Here is a 15,248-nt window from a genome sequence, read left to right on the forward strand (position 1 = left end):
TGCGGACCTTGGTCCGCACGATCCATCAACTGCCGTACAACGCCTTGCGCGGTGCACCGGTCAACTCCGCCGCCAGCTTCGCCGCGGTCGACGGCGGCAGATGCTCGCTCAGCTTGGCATAGACGCGGCGGCCATGCGCCAGCTGCGCTTCTTCATCGTCGCCAGCGCCCTGCACCATCACCACGAACTCGCCCTTGCGCTGGTTTTCGTCAGCTTCCACCTTGGCCAGCAGTCCGGCCAGATCCCCATCGAGCACGGTCTCGAACAGCTTGGTCAGCTCACGCGCCAGTACCGCAGGGCGTTCGCCGCCGAAGATCGCCGCCATGTCCGCCAGCGACTCGGCGATGCGATGCGAGGATTCGTAGAACACCATCGTGCGTACTTCACCGGCCAGCGCCTGCAGGCGGTCGCGGCGGCCGCTGGCCTTGGCCGGCAGGAAACCCTCGAAGCTGAAGCGGTCACTGGGCAGGCCCGCCACGCTCAGCGCGGCGATGGCGGCACAGGCGCCGGGAATCGGGCTGACCTTGATGCCCGCCGCACGCGCGGCACGCACCAGGCGGAAGCCGGGATCGCTGACCAGCGGGGTACCGGCATCGCTGACCATCGCCAGCGATTCGCCCGCCTGCAGGCGCGAGACCAAGCGCTGCGACAGCGCTTCCTCATTGTGCTCGTGCAGGGCCACCAGCGGTTGCTGGATGCCGAAATGGGACAGCAGCTGGCCGCTGCGGCGGGTGTCTTCGGCACAGATGGCCGCCACCGAGCGCAGCACCTCCTGCGCGCGCGGGCTCAGATCGGCCAGGTTGCCGATCGGGGTGGCGACGACGTACAGGGTTGGGACACTCATTTCAGCGGTACTCACGGGGCAAGGGTAGAATCGTAGCGTGTACCCGGCCAAGGCCGCTGCCCTCATCGCATGGACCCGATCATGAACAAGCCCGCCGCACGGATCTCCGCCCTGTCGTTGTCGCTGATGCTGCTGGCCGGCTGTGCCACCACCAGCCTGACCAGCGCGCCCGAATCGCCGGCCCAGAGCCAGGCGCTGGCGCTGATCGAACAGGGCAAACCGCGCGACGCCGCCCTGCAATTGGAAGCGCTGGCCGCAACCCTGAAAGGTGGCGCCCGCAGCAACGCCCTAGCCGATGCCGCCTGGGCCTGGCACCTGGCCGGCGACAGCGCTCGCGCGCGCAGCCTGCTGGGCCAGCTCACCGCCCGCCAGCTGACCGGCGCCAGCCTGCAGCGCTACCAGCTGACCGGCGCCGAGCTGGCACTGGCCGACAAGCAGCCGGCGCAGGCGCTGGCACTGCTGAAGGACAGCGGCGACAACGTGCTGCCGGCACTGCGGACGCGCTGGTATCTGGCCCGCGCCACTGCGCTGCAGGGCACCGGCGATGCCTTCGGCGCTGCCACCGAACGCGCCCGCGCCCATGCCAGCCTGACCGGCAGTGCACGCAGCGAGAACCAGGCCGCCATCGCCGGCCTGCTCGGTACCCTCGACGACGCCACCCTGCGCAGCCGTGCCGCCGCCCTGCCGGCCAACGACCCGCTGTACAACTTCGCCGGCCGCGCACTGATCGCACGCGGCCTGCCGCTGCCGCGACCGTTCGACCGCGATGGCGCCGCCCAGTTCGACACCAGCAAGCGCCCGCCGGCGATGAGCGACGGTTACCGCCCGCCGGCCAAGCTGGCTGTGCTGCTGCCGCTCAGCGGCCGCCTGGCCACCGCCGCGCAGCCGGTGCGCGATGGCCTGCTGGCCGCGTACTACGGCGAGACCCGCCGCCGCCCGGACATCAACTTCATCGACACCGCCGGCACCCCGGCCGGTGCCCTCGCCGCCTATGACAAGGCCGTGGCCTCCGGTGCAGACTTCGTGGTCGGCCCGCTGGGCCGCGACGAAGTGGACGCGGTGTACGGCCGTAAGCAGCTGCAGGTGCCGGTGCTGGCGCTGAACCGTGGCAAGGATGCGCCGCCGGCCGGCAGCGCCGGTTTCTCGCTGGCACCGGAAGATGACGGCATCGTCGCCGCTGAATACCTGCGTGGTCGCGAGCGCGGCAAGGCGCTGGTGATCAACAGCGCCGACGATACCGGCCGCCGTGCCGCCGCCGCCTTCGCCCAGCGCTTCGCCCAGCGTGGCGGCCAGGTGGTGGCCACCATCGGCGTCAGCGATGCGGTCGGCGATGTCGGTGCGCAGGTGCGCAATGCCGGCCAGGTCGATGCCGTATTTCTCGCCGTGCGTGCGCCGCAGGCGCGCCTGCTGGCGCCGCAGCTGGCGCTGGCCGGTGCCGGCGGCGCCACCCGCGTCGGCACCTCGCAGCTGACCATCGGCAGCGGCAAGGTGGAAGAAGACGTGGCGCTGGACGGCATCGTCTACCCGAATGAAGCCTGGAACGTGCGCAGCGTGTCGGGCCTGCCGTCGGCCAGCCAGGTCGCCAGCACCCTGCCCAGCGCACGCGGTGCAGCCGGCCGCCTGTTCGCTTTCGGCGCCGATGCCTGGAAGATCACCGCCTATCTGGACAAGCTGTCCAACGAGGGCGGCCTGGACGGTGCCACCGGCACCCTGTTCCTGGACAGCAACGGCAACATCCTGCGCCAGCCGGCATGGTCCACCTTCAATGGCGGCCGGCCGATGCCGATCGTCGGTGGTCGCTGAGCGCAGCCAACGTGGCTCGGCGGTGGAGGCCGCCGCCGAGCAGCATCTGCAGCAGGCCGGACTGCAGCCGCGTGCGCGCAACGTGCGCTATCGCGGCGGTGAACTGGACCTGGTGATGGACGATGCCGGCACCGTGGTGTTCGTGGAAGTGCGCTATCGCGCGCGATCGGATTTCGGTGGCGGTGCCGCTTCGGTGGATGTGCGCAAGTGCCGACGCCTGGCGCACGCCGCGCAGCTGTACCTGCAGGACAACCCGACGCTGGCCAATGCGCCCTGCCGTTTTGATGTGGTCGACGCCACCGGCGAGCCGCCGCAGCTGCGGTGGCTGCGTGATGCGTTCCGGCTGGATGATTGCTGATGGGTACCGTCCGCTCTGGTAGAGGCCGACCTTGGTCGGCGCTTCTGTGCCAACCAAGGTTGGCACCTGCCAGATCGCAGCCAGGCCAGCACGACCACGGTGTGTGACTGATGCCTTCGATCATCACCCATGCTGCTGTGCCGCTGGCGCTGTGGTGCGCCGCTGATCGCGGCCGCATCCCGCCGCGCCTGCTGGCGGCCGGCGTGATTGCAGCGATGCTGCCCGATGCCGATGTACTGGCCTTCGCGCTGCACATCCCCTACGCCGATGCGTTCGGCCATCGCGGCGCCAGCCATTCGCTGCTGTTTGCCGGCGTGCTGGCGGCATTGGCCGCGGTGCTGGCGTTCTTGGGTAGCCGCCGATCTTGGTCGGCACCACACAGCCCCGGTAGTCGCCGACCTTGGTCGGCGGGTGTGTGCCAACCAAGCTTGGCATCTACCGTGCAGGCGGCAGTGTTCGTCTTCATCTGCGCTGCCAGCCATCCGCTGCTGGATGCGATGACCTCCGGCGGCCTCGGCGTGGCCCTCGCCTGGCCCTGGAGCGAACAACGCTTCTTCGCGCCGTGGCGACCGATCCGCGTTTCACCGTTCGCCCCACAGTTCTTCAGCGCGCGCGGCCTGGCCACCCTGCTGTCGGAACTGCGCTGGGTGTGGCTGCCACTGGCTGGCGCCGTTGTTGCCTGGAAACTGATCCAACCCGCTCCTGCTGCCCCACGAGATCCGTCATGAGTCCTGCCCTGCCTGCTGCCCTGGTTGCCGAACTGTCCGCCCTGCTGGGCGCGGAGGGCTGGCGCATGGATGACAGCGCGCTGGAGGCCAACGCGCAGGACAACTCGTGGCGTCATCAACGCCCCGCCGCCGTCGCGCAGCCTGCCAGCATCGAACAGGTGCAGGCACTGGTACGCGCATGCCGGGCCCATCACGTAGCGCTGGTCGCACGTGGCGCCGGCACTGGCACCACCGGCGCGGCCGTGCCGCTGCCCGGCAGCATCGTGCTGTCGTTCACCCGCATGGACCGCATCGTCGAGATCCGCGCCGGCGATCGCTGCGCGGTGGTGCAACCGGGCGTACTCAATGGCGCCCTGCAGCAGGCACTGGCCCCGCATGGCCTGTTCTGGGCGCCGGATCCTTCCAGCGCCGAGATCTGCAGCGTCGGTGGCAACCTGGCCTGCAATGCGGGCGGCCCGCGCGCGGTGAAGTACGGCACCAGCCGCGACAACGTGCTGGGCCTGGTGGCAGTGACCGGCACCGGCGATGTGATCCGCTGCGGCGGCGCCTACACCAAGGACGCCACTGGCTACGATCTGACCCATCTGCTGGTGGGCAGCGAAGGCACGCTGGCATTGATCGTGGAAGCCACGCTGAAACTGACCCCGCTGCCGGTCAGCCAGGCCGGGCTGCGCGTGCTGTACCGCGATGCCGATGCCGCCGCAGCCGCGGTATCGCGATTGATGTCGCAGCCGGTAGTACCCACCCGCCTGGAGTTCATGGACGCACGTAGCCTCGAGCTGCTGCGGCTGAACGGTGCCGACGTGCCGGAGGCCGGTGCAATGCTGCTGGTCGAGGCCGATGGTGACCACGACACCCTGCCCTATCTGCTGCAGGCACTGGCCAGCGCAGCTGAAGGCGACGGCATGATCGAACTGGACGTGGCGATGGAAGGACGCGCGCGCGACCAGCTGTGGGCCGCACGCAAGGCGTTGTCGCCTGCGCTGCGCAGCGTTGCGCCGGGCAAGATCAATGAAGACGTGGTGGTCCCGGTGTCGCGCATTCCGGAGTTGGTGGCGGGCGTGCAGGCCTTGGCGCGCGACTACACGCTGACCATCGTCACCTTCGGCCATGCCGGCAACGGTAACCTGCACGTCAACATCCTGTATCACCCGGACGATGCCGACGAAAACGCGCGCGCACATGCAGCGTTGCCAAAGATCTTCGCGCTGACGCTGGCGCTGGGCGGCACGTTGTCCGGCGAACACGGCATTGGCCTGGCCAAGCGCGATTTCATGGCGCAGGCCTTTACCCCGGAAACGCTGGCGACAATGCGCGCGATCAAGGCCGCGCTGGACCCGGATGGCATCCTCAACCCGGGCAAGGTGCTGCCGCCGGTGTGAACGCCGCCGGGCATGCCCGGCGCTACCGGGGCGCGCTGCCTACGCTGTCGATGAGGGTCTGGCGGAAGCTGGGCAACAGCACGCGATTACCGTGCCCGCTCAGATGGTCATTGTCGAAGAACAGGGGTTCACCGTCTTCCACCGCCGAACAGGTGTCTGGCCCGCACAGCAACGGCAGCGGATCCCACACGGTCAGTGACGGGTAACTTGCGGCCAGGTCCGCCAGCAGTGCCATCTGCGGCACGCGCAGCATTTCCAGATCCGCACGCGGCATGCTCAGGCCACCGGCACAGGCAGGATTGCGGCGGTTGAACCAATCCGAACAACGGTAGGCCCCGGCCTTGAACAACGGCAGCGGTGCATCCACAACCACGTGCACGGCCAGCTCCTGCAAACGCCCAAGAACACGATCAGCCTCGTCACGCGCGGCCTGTGCATGGGCCGGGGTGCGCTCGTCCAACAGCTGTTGATAGATCTGTTGTGCATCCTGGCGCTGCCAATCGAACCCACGCAGCTCCGGCATGCGCAATGCTGCCAGCAGCACGATGTCACCCGGACGCGCCTCACGCTCGATATTCGACAATGCGTTTTCAATGAAGTCCCGACAGTCGGCCGGGCTGGCCCGCAGTAGATTGACGAAGCTGCAACCACCGCGGTCATCCTGGCGCATCTCCATGCCGGTCTGGCGCGCGACCATGCTGGTCATGGTGCGGTAGGCCGCCGCATGCGAATCCCCCACCACGAACAGGCGCCGCCCTTCGAGCGCCGGCGCGCTCACCGGCTCCAGCGACCGCCATGCGGGATAGCGACGCGCCTGCCATGCGTAGCCATCGCGGGTAACGCTGAGCGAGATCTGCTCGTGGTATTCCACCGTAGCCCACGCGCCTGCGCCGCATAGCGCGACCACTGGCAGCCCCATCGCCAGCACCTTGGCCGGTGCCAGCCGCAGCAGCGGCGCCGCACTGCGCAGCGGGCGCTCGATGAAGTGGTAGGACGCGGCCGACACCGCCAGCAGCAGTACCGGATACAGCCACAGCGCAGCACCGTGCAGGCCGCAGGTCCAGCGCAGCAGCACCAGCAGCGGCCAATGCCACAGGTACAGCGAATAGGACAGCCTGCCCAGATACGCCAGCGGCGCGCACCCCAATGCGCGGCCGATGCGCGATGTACCCGGCGCCGACACACTCGCCAGCAGCATCAACGTGCCAGCCACGGTAGCCAGCACGCCCGGAACCGGCATCGCCAGCTGCGGTGCAATCACCACGCCTGCACCCAGCAGCGCCAGACCGGCCACGGCAACCGCATCCCCGTTCTGGCCCGGCGTGCGCGTGCGCATCCACTGGTACAGCAGCGCGCCCGCGGCCAACTCCCAGAACCGTGCGGGCAGCAGATAGAACGCCGCCGCCGGTGCCGTCTGCGCCTGCCAGCCTGCCCACGCCAGCGACAGCAGGGTGAGCACCGGCAACAGCCAACGCGACCACGGCCAGCGCTCACGCCCGCGCAGCCACACGAAGAACAGCAGCGGGAAGACCAGATAGAACTGCTCCTCCACGCCCAGCGTCCACGTGTGCAGGAACGGATTGAGTTCCGCACCGGGCGAGAAATAGTCGTCCTGCTGGCCGGCCAGCACGATGTTGCTGAGGCCGACCAGCGCGGCCCAGCCGGTCTGGTCGAACTGCTCATTGCGCCACGCGCGGGGAATGAACAGTGCCGACAGCACGAAGGTGGCCATCAACATCGCCAGCAGCGCCGGCAACAGGCGCAGCACGCGGCGCCGGTAGAAGTCGAGCAGCATCGCGCCCAGCGACGCATTGGCGCGCGAGGCCAGCGACTGGCTGATCACGAAGCCGGACACCACGAAGAACAGATCCACGCCGGTGAAACCGCCGGGCAACCACGCCGCATTGGTGTGGAAGACCACGACGGCCAGCACCGCCAATGCACGCAGGCCATCGATGGCGGCGTTGTGGGAACGTTCGGGAGGGGACATGCGCGTGGTCAGTAGCGAGCGATCCGGCAGCATCGCCACCGGCTGCACAGTCACTCAATGGACAATCACGACAGATGGGGCCTTCGTTCAGATACAGTCAAGACTTCGATCCTGCCATCTGCTTCTCCGCGCGGTGTACCCCAGTCGACTGACGACCATTCCCCCCCTCGCCGGCACATCGGCAAGGCGAGATAGGTCGTCATTGCCGTACGCGCACGTCATCCGGCATGGAGGTGAAGCATCCATTCGCAATGGCAAGCTCATTGGAACCTGAGTTCTTCCCCATGCAGCGACTGGATGAAGACTACTGGTAGGTTGCTGTGATGGTGATCTCGGTCTGCACCGAGCCCGCGTTGATACCACTGGTGGAGGGCAGGTAGTAGCCCGCACGCAGCGTGTAGCTGGCCGTCGCTCCAGTCACTATGACAGGAATGTCCTTGTCTCCCTTCTTCAGAGGTGTCGATCCGCTCGCGCCTGCCAGCAGCACAATGGAAAGGCCCTTGGCGGGCTCGCTCGTCGCCGTGTTTTTCCACCGCAGGGCATCGCCCTCCGCAGCGGTCCCATCAAAGGAAAGCAGTGCCTTGGTGACGCCGATGCATCCGGTGAAATTCAGATTGCTGGTCTTGAGATTGTTGTTGCCCACATTGAGTGCATCGGCCTTGACGCTGTCGAGCGTGATGGCGGGGGTGGCCAGCGCACAGGTACCCGGCAACACTCGGCCACTGATGGAAAGTGTCTGGCTGCTGGCCGGCGATGCGGCCATCAGCAATGCAAGCATGGCCGGCAGATGACGGTACTGATCGATCATGGAGATTCTCCTGGAGCAAGCGAAGATTGAATGTCAGGACCTGGAATCGCGGTCTCTACCCGCAACCCGGCGTCGCCCATTGGCGTGCACAGCGCCTGGGTCCAGGACAGGCCATAGGCGTCAGGCTTGGCGGGCATGCGGTACAGCAGTCGACAGCGGCTGGGGCCATCGGCATCGACGATCAATGCTCCTTCATCCTGGGCACCGCGCAGATGAATCACGCCCCCCTGCCCAACGGCTCCGCGCGGCGTGCCGTTCTCCTCCTGCACGCGCGCGGCAAACGGCAACGGCTGCCCAAGCGCGTCCGTCGCATCGATGAACAAGGAGCGCTCGCGTCGCACTTCGAACGGAACACGTACGATGCTGCCCGCTGTCGGCGCGATGCGCCGGGAGGTCTGTAGGAGTTCCACTTCCAGCGGCAAACCGGACGGGTCAAGATCAATGCGGTTCCAGCGGTAAGGGCTGATGTGCGGCAGCAGCGCATAACCACGGCGATCAACACGGAGATCAGCACCGGCTCCGATGCGGGCGCCGTGCGCGCCGGGCGCCTGCACCAGCGCAAATCCCTCTCCCACTGGCTGCCCCAGGGTGATCCCACCACGGTGCAAGGCGATGCTGCCGGCGGCCCCCAGCGTGTGACTGCTGAAATGCCCGGCTCGGGTGAAGCCCGCGCTGAGATGTGCGTAGCGGCCTTGATAATCGGCGAATGCAGTGCTGCTGCGTACCCCGCCCGCCCGCTGCTCTCCAGACAGTGAATAGTTGAGCGCGCGACGCTCTCCCACCGCACCTGTCAGGCTCAGCTGGGCCTGGCCTCCACCGTCAGAGCGACCCACGCGGGTGCTGGTCCGCTGCGTGCTGCCGTGGGATCCCAAGGGCAGACTGACCGTGAGGTCGTAGCGGGTGTCCTGACGACCGTTTCCCTGCCGGAAACGCATGACGGATACGCCGTAGTTGACCTTCCCCGCAACGGTATTGAAGCTCAGCTGCAGATCATTCTGGCGCTGCGTGCTGTCCCAGTACGCGACGTGGCCGCCGTCGAGATGCAGGCTGCTGCGCTCCCCGATCCTCTGTGAGAAGTTCAGCTGGTAGCGCTGGCGCGCACGTCCCACTGGATGCCACTCGTCCGGGCGGGCCGTTGCCAGATCGTGCAGCGTGAGGAAGCCCCGGGTGCTGTAACGATACGCCGCAAGCCCGAAGTTGGTGCCACTTTCTGCCAGGTAGCGCTGATAGTTCACCCGGTAGCTGTTGCCGATCAGGGGCCGCCCGTCCGCCTGGCGGGCGCGCGAATGGGTGACGTCCATGCCCAGCGCGCCGACAGGAGTGTTGACCGCCACCCCCAGCAGGCCGGCACCGTATCCTTCAGCCAGCTGCAATCCCCCGAGAGCTGTCAGTCGATTGTTCAGTCCATGTGCATGGGTGGCCTCGGCGAAGCCCAGCCGCTGCAGGACGTGACGGCCTCTTAGTGCACCGGCGGTCACGCTTGAGCGGGACGTACCCGCGCGCAGCGCCTGTGGCACCGCCGAGAAGCTGACGGTGAACTGCTGCTGCCGGCCATCGGCTTCCACTACGATCACCTGCAGGTCACCACCAAAGTTGGTGGGATACAGATCGTCTATCGCGAACGGCCCTGGAGCGACGTTTACTTCATGGATGACAACACCGTCCTGCTCGATGCGCACCACTGCACTGCTGTCGGCAATGCCACGTACCACCGGTGCATATCCGCGCAGTGAATCAGGCAGCATCCGTTCATCACTGGCGATACGCACCCCCGTGAGCGGCACACTGTCAAACAGCTGCCCACTGGTGTTGCCCTCACCCAGCAACAGCTGGCTGTTCCACCCGGGAATGTCACGCTGGGCGTAACTGTTGATGGTGGTACGGCGCACCTGCCCCCGCGCATGGTTGAAGGCGGTGCGATGGCGGAAGCGCCAGCTCCCGATGTTCGCACCCATGCGCAGGCCGAGGTGGCTGCGATCGACGCCTGCACTACGGCCATGGCTGGCGCTGTAGTCCACGAACAGGGCGTTGATGCCTGGATCACGTAGCTCAACCGGCACCAGGCCTCGTGCCGCCCTCGCCTGTGCAGCCTGCGGCACGGAGATCAGCAGCTGCAGCGTGCCGCTGTCGAATGTCACTGTTGCCCCCGCGATCACGGACGGCAGGTCGATACAACCCGTTGCCCGCTCCAGCGCCATTCGATAGGTGGCCTGCAGTTCCAGCTCCCGCAGCAGATCCGCAGACAGGCAGGCACCCGCCCGGTCAGGGTCGTCGCCCGCTACGAAGGTGATGTCGCGTGTCTGCAGGTACTGGCCGTTGACCAGCACATCAACGCGGTAGTCGCCTGCGGGCATGGGGTTGCCGCGCACATAGCGACGCATATCGATGGTTCGCCCACCCACGAGGAAGCCGTCACTGAATTCAAGGCCCGTTTCGGTCTCCGCGTGGGCAGGTAACGCCAGTCCCGACAGAGCGAATGCCATGGCCGATGCAAGCCGTGAAGCACACAGACCTGGACGCGGCGTAGTGGAAGGGATCATGCCCGCATTCCATTCATGCGCGACGCACCTCAGTAGTAATCTGCCAGCAACGTTGCTTCACCACGTATCGATCCGGTGCGCAGCGTCCCGGTCGTGCGCAGGTAGCGCGCACTGAATGGAACCGGCAGGGTACTGCCTGATGCGGCGCCATGGGTCCAGGGGGCTTTCATCCGCACAGGATTCCCTCCACTGAGGATCTGCACTGCCACACCATTGGCGGTACTGCCCGGCGCCGCCTTCAGCGTGTTTGACGTGCTGGCAGGATCGTGAACGTCCACCAGCTCCAGAACCAGTCGGCGCCCGGAGGCGGCACAGCTGACGCGCACATTGAACGACTTCTCGCCCGCGCTGCCGTTGCGCTGCAGGGTTACCGCGTCCACCGGATCCAGGTCGACGTTCTGCGGAGTGACCGCGCAGGTCTGGGCACGAAAGCGGAAGCCAAGGTTGAAACGATGGAACCCACCCGTGCCGCCAGACGTCGTGCGCAGGGAGCCCGCAGGCCGGCGGGCCACGTCGTGCATTGGTCCGCCCCGTGAGAACGCGATGACCTGCATGGTGACGTTCTTTCTTGCTCCATTCAGCGAGTACCGGCTCGGAACACCGTCGCGCAGCGGAACGCCACCTTCCTCGACCTCCTCGATCGGGCATTCGGGATCGGATATTTCGCAGCCACCATAGCTGTAGCTGAAGGCCAACAAGGGCGAGGTGGAATCCATTTCGTAGGCGGCAATGGCACGGCTCCCCCAGGGCACGTCGCGAACGTACTTCATTCCAGACAGCTGAAGCAGCTCCTCCATCTGCGTTTCGCCTGCATCGCAGACCAGCGTCAGCGATCCAGATCGGAATCCCAGAGTGACATCGGCGCGCTCGGTAAAGGCGACGTCGAAAACGTGATCCAGCTGTGCGTCGCCCCCCGGTGCGCGGCAGGTCGCGCTCGCACTGAAAGCAACCGTCGCTCCCAACAGGGCGAGCCAGCCAGCGTATGCAGGACAGAGCGACATCATTGGCGTCTACTGGAGCAAAGGCGGGGACACGCACCGTACGCGTTTGCCGAGCCATCGCCCATGCAGAAAGTTGCAATTGCCGCAATGACGGGCTTTTGCAACATTCTTCATATCGTTGCGGACGACGCCCGGACAGACTCCCGCCAACCCACGACATCGCTGTCGTGCAGGATTCCATTGCAGAGAGAACAGTCCATGCCCCTTCAAACGCAACTGCTGTGCGGGGCCTTCCTGGCCCTGACGATTCCCTCCCTGGCCCACGCCGAGCGCCTGGAAATCACCGGATCGCTGGAAACGTCCACCTGTACGGTCGGCACGACCGGTGGCGCGATCACCGTGCCGATGGGCAAGGTTGATCTTGTCTCGGTGAACGCGGCAACACGTGCAGGCCAGAAGAACTTCACCATCAACCTTGACTGCAGCGGCTCCGGTGCCGCGCAGAAGGTTGGCGTCCGCTTCGGTGGTACGCAGCATGACAGCACCGGCAATCTCGCACTGACAGCGGCCTCGACAGCACGCAACGTCGGGGTTGCGCTGTATGACGCGGACGACAATCACCAGCGCATCGGTGATGACCCGACGCGGTGGCTGACGATTGCCGCCGGTGGCAGTGGACAGCTGACGTATAGCGCCTGGTACGCATCGCCCTCACAGAATGCGCAGGCCGGGCAGGCCAACGCATCCGGTGACTTCGTCGTTCTCTACGACTGACTTCCGTGGCAGCCTGGCCGGATGCGCCAGGCTGTCGTCGTCCAGCGAGGCGCCGCATGAAATTCTCATTCCTTTCGGGGCTGTCCGCGTTGCTGGCTGCCCTATTCGCCCTTCCCGGCCAGGCCGCCGTGACACTGCAGGGAACCCGCATCGTGCACGATGCCGCCAAGGGCCGCGATGTCACAGTGAAAGCGAGCAACGTCGGCGAGCAGCCTGCCATGACCCAGGTCTGGATCGACGATGGCGACAGCCACGCACGACCGGAAGATGTACGCACGCCCTTCCGGCTGACGCCGGCCGAACCGCGCCTGCTGCTGTCACAGCATGCCCAGGCATTTCGCATCACCTATGCACCGCGCCCCTCGGATCCGCCGGTGCCCATGGATCGCGAGTCGGTGTTCTACTTCAATCTGTTGGACATACCGCCCAAGCCTTCCGGAACCGCAGACCGCAACCTGCTTCAGTTCGCAGTGCGCACGCGGGTGAAACTGTTCCATCGCCCGGCAGGGCTGCCGGGCAATGCGCGCGATGCGGCAGCTGCCCTGCTGTGGTCCGGCGATGGCGATGGCCTGCAGGTGCGTAACCCAAGCGCGTACCACGTGTCGCTGAGTTCGTTGACGCTTGCCGACGGCCGCAGCGTCGAGGTGGACATGATCGCGCCGGGAGCACAGGTACGCTATGCACTGCCGGATGGCGCAGTCATCCCAGCGTCAGTGTCATTCACATGGCTGGATGACTACGGCACACCTCGCGATGCGGAAGCCCGCGTTGAGCGGTAGACCCGTGTCGCTGATGCAGAGCCGAGCTTGCGCCCACCTTTCATGTATTGCGTAGAAGCAGCCGAGCATGACTCGGCTCTACAGGATACGAATCGTGTGCAGACCTTTGCGGGTCACGCGAAGTGCTGGTAGCCGCCGTCGGCGGCTTCGCCATCCACGTGCACGCCTTGCCCATCGGCAATGCGGCCGATGCGGGTGAGCGGCAGGTCCAGCGATTCGGCCAAGTAGTGCAGTGCGTCGCGCTGGTCGGCGGCGGCGGTGAAGCACAGTTCGTAGTCGTCGCCACCGCGCAGTGCGCAGTCGCGTGCATCGTCGCGGCCGAGCAGCTCACGCAGCGCGTGCGAGATCGGCAGCGAATCGGCATCCACATGCGCGGCTACGTTGCTGCGTGCGGCGATGTGGCCCAGGTCGGCCAGCAGGCCGTCTGACACGTCCACCGCCGCATGCGCGAACGCACGCAGGCGCAGGCCGAGGGTGACGCGCGGCGTCGGCCGCAGCAGGCGCAGACGCAGGCTCTCGTAGTCGGCCAGCAACGTGGCGGTGGCCAGGTTCAGCGCGCCCTGCTGCCACAGGCGCAGCGCACCGGCGGCATCGCCCAGCGTGCCACTGACCCAGATGTCGTCGCCCAACTGCGCGCGGTCGCGGCGCAATGCCTGGCCACGGCCGACCTGTCCCATCGCAGTAACCGACAGCGACAGCGGGCCACGCGTGGTATCGCCACCAATCAGTGCGATGTCATGCTGGTCGGCGAGGGCGAAGAAGCCATCGCCGAAGGCCTCGATCCAGTCTTCAGAGGCTTCCGGCAGGGACAGCGCCAGCGTGCACCACGCCGGGCGCGCGCCCATCGCGGCGAGGTCCGACAGGTTGACCGCCAAGGTCTTCCAGCCAATGTCGAAGGCCCGGGTTTCCACCGGGAAATGCACACCGCTGTTGAGCGTGTCGGCGGTGACCACCAGCTGTTCGTTGGCCCGCGGCTGCAGCAGCGCAGCGTCATCGCCGATGCCGAGCAGGATGTCGTCGCGCTCGAGGGTGCGGGCGCGGATACGGTCTATGAGGGCGAATTCGGCCAGGGACATGGGGCGTTCCGGCGGGTTGCATGGATGGGCGGCGGGCGCGGATGCCGACCAGGTGAACCGGCTGGGGGGGGGTAGAGTCGACTGTCAGTCGACTGCTCTCCGGTCCGACACTACGACTGCTGATCGAAAGGCAGTCGACTGACAGTCGACTCTACCGAAGCAGATTCCCGCGCCGTTCAATGAACGATGCGGGACGCAGTGGGTCAGTGACCCGATTCGACCTTGCGCCATTCCACGGCGGCACGATCCAGCACGCCGTTGACGTAGGTGTGGCCATGTTCGGAACCAAAGCGCTTGGCCGATTCGATGGCTTCGTTGATCACCACGCGGTACGGCACGTCCAGGCGATAACGCAGCTCGTAGCCGGCCAGGCGCAGCACCGCGCGCTCGATCGCGTCCACTTCCTCGATGCCACGGTCCAGGTACGGGCCGAGGGCTTCGTCAATATCACGACGGTTGTCGAGCACACCGTGCAGCAGCGCCTCGAAATACGCCAGGTCGGCGATTTCACGGGCCTGCTCGTGGGCGAACTGGGCGATCAGCGACTGGGCGTTGCCGCCAGAGATCTGCCAGGCGTAGATGGCCTGCACGGCGCGACGGCGTGCGCGCGAGCGCAGCACCGGGTCGACGCCATCGCGGCGGACGGGTTTACCGGAGGGCTTGCCCTGGGTGTTCTTGTTCATGGCAGCTGCTCCAGAAGGTTGACCATTTCCAATGCGGCGAGTGCGACTTCCTCGCCCTTGTTGCCGTGGCTGCCGCCTGCGCGGGCCTCGGCGTCTTCAACGCGTTCCACCGCCAGCACGCCGTTCAGCACCGGCACGCCGAAGTCCAGCTGCACGCGCATCAGGCCTTCGGCGCAGCGGTCGGCCACGTGTTCGTAGTGGCGGGTGTCGCCACGGATCACGCAGCCCAGGGTGAGGATGGCGGCGTGTTCATGGGCGGCGGCCAGGCGCGCGGCCACCAGCGGCAGCTCCCAGGCACCCGGCACGCGGATCACGTCGATGTTGGCTTCGGCGATGCCGTTGCCGGCCAGGCTCTGGCGGGCGCCAGCGACCAGCGTGTCGGTGATGCGGGCATTCCAGCGGCTGGCCAGGATGGCGAAGCGCGCCGATTCGGGAGTGCGAAGATCGCCTTCGAAGTGGCTCATATGCGGCTTGGGGGACTCGATAAGGGGGTAATTCTAGCGTGGATGGGCCCCGGCCGTGGCTGGCGGGGCCCAGGGCTG

Annotated in this window: 14 protein-coding genes; 6 read left to right on the forward strand and 8 right to left on the reverse strand. The window is 66.7% G+C overall.

Going from position 1 to position 15,248, the window contains the following annotated elements; all coding sequences use genetic code 11:
- Positions 1-25: 25 nt before the first annotated feature.
- Positions 26-844 carry a 16S rRNA (cytidine(1402)-2'-O)-methyltransferase gene (rsmI, locus tag AC5P9F_RS15350; protein ID WP_060381104.1) on the reverse strand — a complete coding sequence of 273 codons (819 nt, stop codon included), beginning with the start codon at positions 842-844 and terminating at the stop codon, positions 26-28.
- A gap of 81 nt (positions 845-925) precedes the next feature.
- On the opposite strand from rsmI, the gene AC5P9F_RS15355 reads away from it, so the two are divergent.
- The 4 genes from AC5P9F_RS15355 to AC5P9F_RS15370 all read left to right on the forward strand — a co-directional run bounded on the left by AC5P9F_RS15355 (position 926) and on the right by AC5P9F_RS15370 (position 5,115).
- Positions 926-2,647, forward strand: coding sequence for a penicillin-binding protein activator (locus AC5P9F_RS15355; protein ID WP_274850046.1), 1,722 nt, complete (start codon positions 926-928; stop codon positions 2,645-2,647).
- Positions 2,637-3,005 (forward strand): YraN family protein, encoded by a 369-nt coding sequence (locus AC5P9F_RS15360; protein ID WP_181453355.1) that lies wholly within the window; start codon positions 2,637-2,639, stop codon positions 3,003-3,005. Before AC5P9F_RS15355 ends, AC5P9F_RS15360 begins: the two co-directional genes overlap by 11 nt.
- 110 nt (positions 3,006-3,115) lie before the next feature.
- Positions 3,116-3,733, forward strand: coding sequence for a metal-dependent hydrolase (locus AC5P9F_RS15365; RefSeq protein ID WP_154329236.1), 618 nt, complete (start codon positions 3,116-3,118; stop codon positions 3,731-3,733).
- Positions 3,730-5,115, forward strand: a complete 1,386-nt coding sequence (locus AC5P9F_RS15370; protein WP_005408066.1) for an FAD-binding oxidoreductase — start codon at positions 3,730-3,732, stop codon at positions 5,113-5,115. Before AC5P9F_RS15365 ends, AC5P9F_RS15370 begins: the two co-directional genes overlap by 4 nt.
- A gap of 22 nt (positions 5,116-5,137) precedes the next feature.
- Here the strand turns inward: AC5P9F_RS15370 and AC5P9F_RS15375 are convergent, their stop codons facing one another.
- From AC5P9F_RS15375 to AC5P9F_RS15390, 4 genes are all read right to left on the reverse strand, one after another.
- Positions 5,138-7,138 carry an acyltransferase family protein gene (locus AC5P9F_RS15375; RefSeq protein ID WP_154329677.1) on the reverse strand — a complete coding sequence of 667 codons (2,001 nt, stop codon included), beginning with the start codon at positions 7,136-7,138 and terminating at the stop codon, positions 5,138-5,140.
- Between the two features lie 271 nt (positions 7,139-7,409).
- Positions 7,410-7,913 (reverse strand): fimbrial protein, encoded by a 504-nt coding sequence (locus tag AC5P9F_RS15380; RefSeq protein ID WP_012479145.1) that lies wholly within the window; start codon positions 7,911-7,913, stop codon positions 7,410-7,412.
- Positions 7,910-10,396: a fimbria/pilus outer membrane usher protein gene (locus AC5P9F_RS15385; RefSeq protein WP_495231993.1), complete on the reverse strand. Its 2,487-nt coding sequence runs from the start codon at positions 10,394-10,396 to the stop codon at positions 7,910-7,912. The genes AC5P9F_RS15380 and AC5P9F_RS15385 overlap by 4 nt, the downstream gene beginning before the upstream one ends.
- Before the next feature lie 86 nt (positions 10,397-10,482).
- Complete coding sequence (locus tag AC5P9F_RS15390; protein WP_080047680.1) at positions 10,483-11,457, reverse strand: fimbrial protein; 975 nt, start codon at positions 11,455-11,457, stop codon at positions 10,483-10,485.
- A gap of 195 nt (positions 11,458-11,652) precedes the next feature.
- Here AC5P9F_RS15390 and AC5P9F_RS15395 point away from each other — a divergent pair, with 195 nt between their 5' ends.
- Positions 11,653-12,168, forward strand: coding sequence for a fimbrial protein (locus AC5P9F_RS15395; protein WP_043033817.1), 516 nt, complete (start codon positions 11,653-11,655; stop codon positions 12,166-12,168).
- A gap of 56 nt (positions 12,169-12,224) precedes the next feature.
- Positions 12,225-12,947 (forward strand): fimbrial biogenesis chaperone, encoded by a 723-nt coding sequence (locus AC5P9F_RS15400; protein ID WP_065183599.1) that lies wholly within the window; start codon positions 12,225-12,227, stop codon positions 12,945-12,947.
- Between the two features lie 113 nt (positions 12,948-13,060).
- On the opposite strand, the gene thiL is transcribed toward AC5P9F_RS15400, so the two are convergent.
- The 3 genes from thiL to ribH form a co-directional block, all read right to left on the reverse strand.
- On the reverse strand, positions 13,061-14,023 hold the full coding sequence (thiL, locus tag AC5P9F_RS15405) for a thiamine-phosphate kinase (protein ID WP_012479140.1): 963 nt from the start codon (positions 14,021-14,023) through the stop codon (positions 13,061-13,063).
- Between the two features lie 203 nt (positions 14,024-14,226).
- Positions 14,227-14,706 carry a transcription antitermination factor NusB gene (gene nusB, locus AC5P9F_RS15410; RefSeq protein WP_012479139.1) on the reverse strand — a complete coding sequence of 160 codons (480 nt, stop codon included), beginning with the start codon at positions 14,704-14,706 and terminating at the stop codon, positions 14,227-14,229.
- Positions 14,703-15,170: a 6,7-dimethyl-8-ribityllumazine synthase gene (ribH, locus tag AC5P9F_RS15415; RefSeq protein ID WP_107379105.1), complete on the reverse strand. Its 468-nt coding sequence runs from the start codon at positions 15,168-15,170 to the stop codon at positions 14,703-14,705. The genes nusB and ribH overlap by 4 nt, the downstream gene beginning before the upstream one ends.
- Positions 15,171-15,248: the final 78 nt, after the last annotated feature.

The sequence above is a fragment of the Stenotrophomonas sp. YJH_SMC_4 genome (genome assembly GCF_059371575.1).

Excerpts from the sequence above, each read along its gene's own strand:
- AC5P9F_RS15355 (WP_274850046.1), top strand. The coding sequence starts at position 926 with ATGAACAAGCCCGCCGCACGGATCTCCGCCCTGTCGTTGTCGCTGATG.
- rsmI (WP_060381104.1), bottom strand. The coding sequence starts at position 844 with ATGAGTGTCCCAACCCTGTACGTCGTCGCCACCCCGATCGGCAACCTG.
- ribH (WP_107379105.1), bottom strand. The coding sequence starts at position 15,170 with ATGAGCCACTTCGAAGGCGATCTTCGCACTCCCGAATCGGCGCGCTTC.
- AC5P9F_RS15380 (WP_012479145.1), bottom strand. The coding sequence starts at position 7,913 with ATGATCGATCAGTACCGTCATCTGCCGGCCATGCTTGCATTGCTGATG.
- AC5P9F_RS15365 (WP_154329236.1), top strand. The coding sequence starts at position 3,116 with ATGCCTTCGATCATCACCCATGCTGCTGTGCCGCTGGCGCTGTGGTGC.
- AC5P9F_RS15385 (WP_495231993.1), bottom strand. The coding sequence starts at position 10,396 with ATGGCATTCGCTCTGTCGGGACTGGCGTTACCTGCCCACGCGGAGACC.
- AC5P9F_RS15370 (WP_005408066.1), top strand. The coding sequence starts at position 3,730 with ATGAGTCCTGCCCTGCCTGCTGCCCTGGTTGCCGAACTGTCCGCCCTG.
- nusB (WP_012479139.1), bottom strand. The coding sequence starts at position 14,706 with ATGAACAAGAACACCCAGGGCAAGCCCTCCGGTAAACCCGTCCGCCGC.
- AC5P9F_RS15400 (WP_065183599.1), top strand. The coding sequence starts at position 12,225 with ATGAAATTCTCATTCCTTTCGGGGCTGTCCGCGTTGCTGGCTGCCCTA.
- AC5P9F_RS15395 (WP_043033817.1), top strand. The coding sequence starts at position 11,653 with ATGCCCCTTCAAACGCAACTGCTGTGCGGGGCCTTCCTGGCCCTGACG.
- AC5P9F_RS15390 (WP_080047680.1), bottom strand. The coding sequence starts at position 11,457 with ATGATGTCGCTCTGTCCTGCATACGCTGGCTGGCTCGCCCTGTTGGGA.
- thiL (WP_012479140.1), bottom strand. The coding sequence starts at position 14,023 with ATGTCCCTGGCCGAATTCGCCCTCATAGACCGTATCCGCGCCCGCACC.
- AC5P9F_RS15375 (WP_154329677.1), bottom strand. The coding sequence starts at position 7,138 with ATGCTGCCGGATCGCTCGCTACTGACCACGCGCATGTCCCCTCCCGAA.